This is a genomic window from Mesorhizobium sp. WSM4816, assembly GCF_055811535.1.
Genome location: NZ_JBVVQR010000092.1, coordinates 1 through 1,056 on the forward strand (window position 1 = coordinate 1; position 1,056 = coordinate 1,056).

Genomic DNA, 1,056 nt, shown 5'->3' on the forward strand with positions numbered 1-1,056 from the left:
TAGAGCGGGATGAAGAGAGGCTGAATCGAAGGGGGATTCCCAAATCAGCGGGGATTTGATTCAACATGCTGGCTGGGGATGGAGGCCAGCATGGATGGGCAAGCCTTATTCGATGGATCTGCGCGAGCGGGTTGTTGGTGCGGTTGAGCAGGAGGGCCTGTCGCGGCGGCAGGCGGCGGCGCGTTTTGGGGTCGGCATCAGCACGGTCATCCGGTGGGTTCGCCGGCTGCGGGAAACGGGCATGGTGGAGCCCGGCAAGATGGGCGGGCGACGGCCGAAGAAGATTGCCGGTGCGCACCGCGACTGGCTTATCGAGCGCTGCCGCAATACAGACTTCACGCTGCGCGGCCTTGCGGCAGAACTGGCCGAGCGCGGGCTGAAGGTCGACTACCGCTCGGTGTGGGAGTTCGTCCGTGCCGAGAAGCTGACGCACAAAAAAAGACGCTGATCGCCGCCGAGCAGGATCGGCCCGATGTGGCGCGTCGGCGGGCGCAGTGGAAGGCCCATCAGGGCCGGATCGCCGCCTCCCGCCTGGTCTTCATCGACGAGACCTGGACCAAGACCAACATGGCTCCGCTCCGGGGCTGGGCGCCGCGCGGCCAGCGCCTGAAAGCCAAGGTGCCGCATCGACGCTGGAAGACCATGACCTTCCTGGCTGCCCTGCGCCACGACCGCGTCGACGCCCCATGGCTCATCGACGGGCCGATCAACGGCGAGCGCTTCCGGCTCTATGTCGAGAAGGTGCTCCTGCCCACCCTCAAGCCGGGCGACATCGTCGTCATCGACAATCTCGGCTCACACAAGGGCAAGGCCGTCCGGCACGCCATCCGCAAAGCCGGCGCCAAGCTCTTCTTCCTGCCCAAATACTCGCCGGACCTGAATCCAATCGAGCTGCTCTTCGCCAAGCTCAAGCACCTGCTGCGAAAGGCCGCCAGACGCACCACCGACGCCGTCTGCAGCGCCATCGGCCAAATCCTCGACACCGTCACATCAAAGGAATGCGCCAACTACTTCACCGAGGCCGGCTATGTCCCAACCTAAAATCATCGCGCTCTA

1 protein-coding gene is annotated in these 1,056 nt (G+C 64.6%); it reads left to right on the plus strand.

Translation table 11 applies throughout. From position 1 onward, the window contains the following. Positions 1–94 precede the first annotated feature (94 nt). Positions 95–1,041, plus strand: a protein-coding gene (locus AC0L3H_RS32920; RefSeq protein ID WP_473588242.1) for an IS630 family transposase whose coding sequence is annotated in 2 segments (ribosomal slippage) — positions 95–433 and positions 436–1,041 — 945 coding nt in all. Because the reading frame shifts where the segments join, the coding sequence is not laid out codon by codon here. The last annotated feature ends 15 nt before the right edge of the window (positions 1,042–1,056 follow it).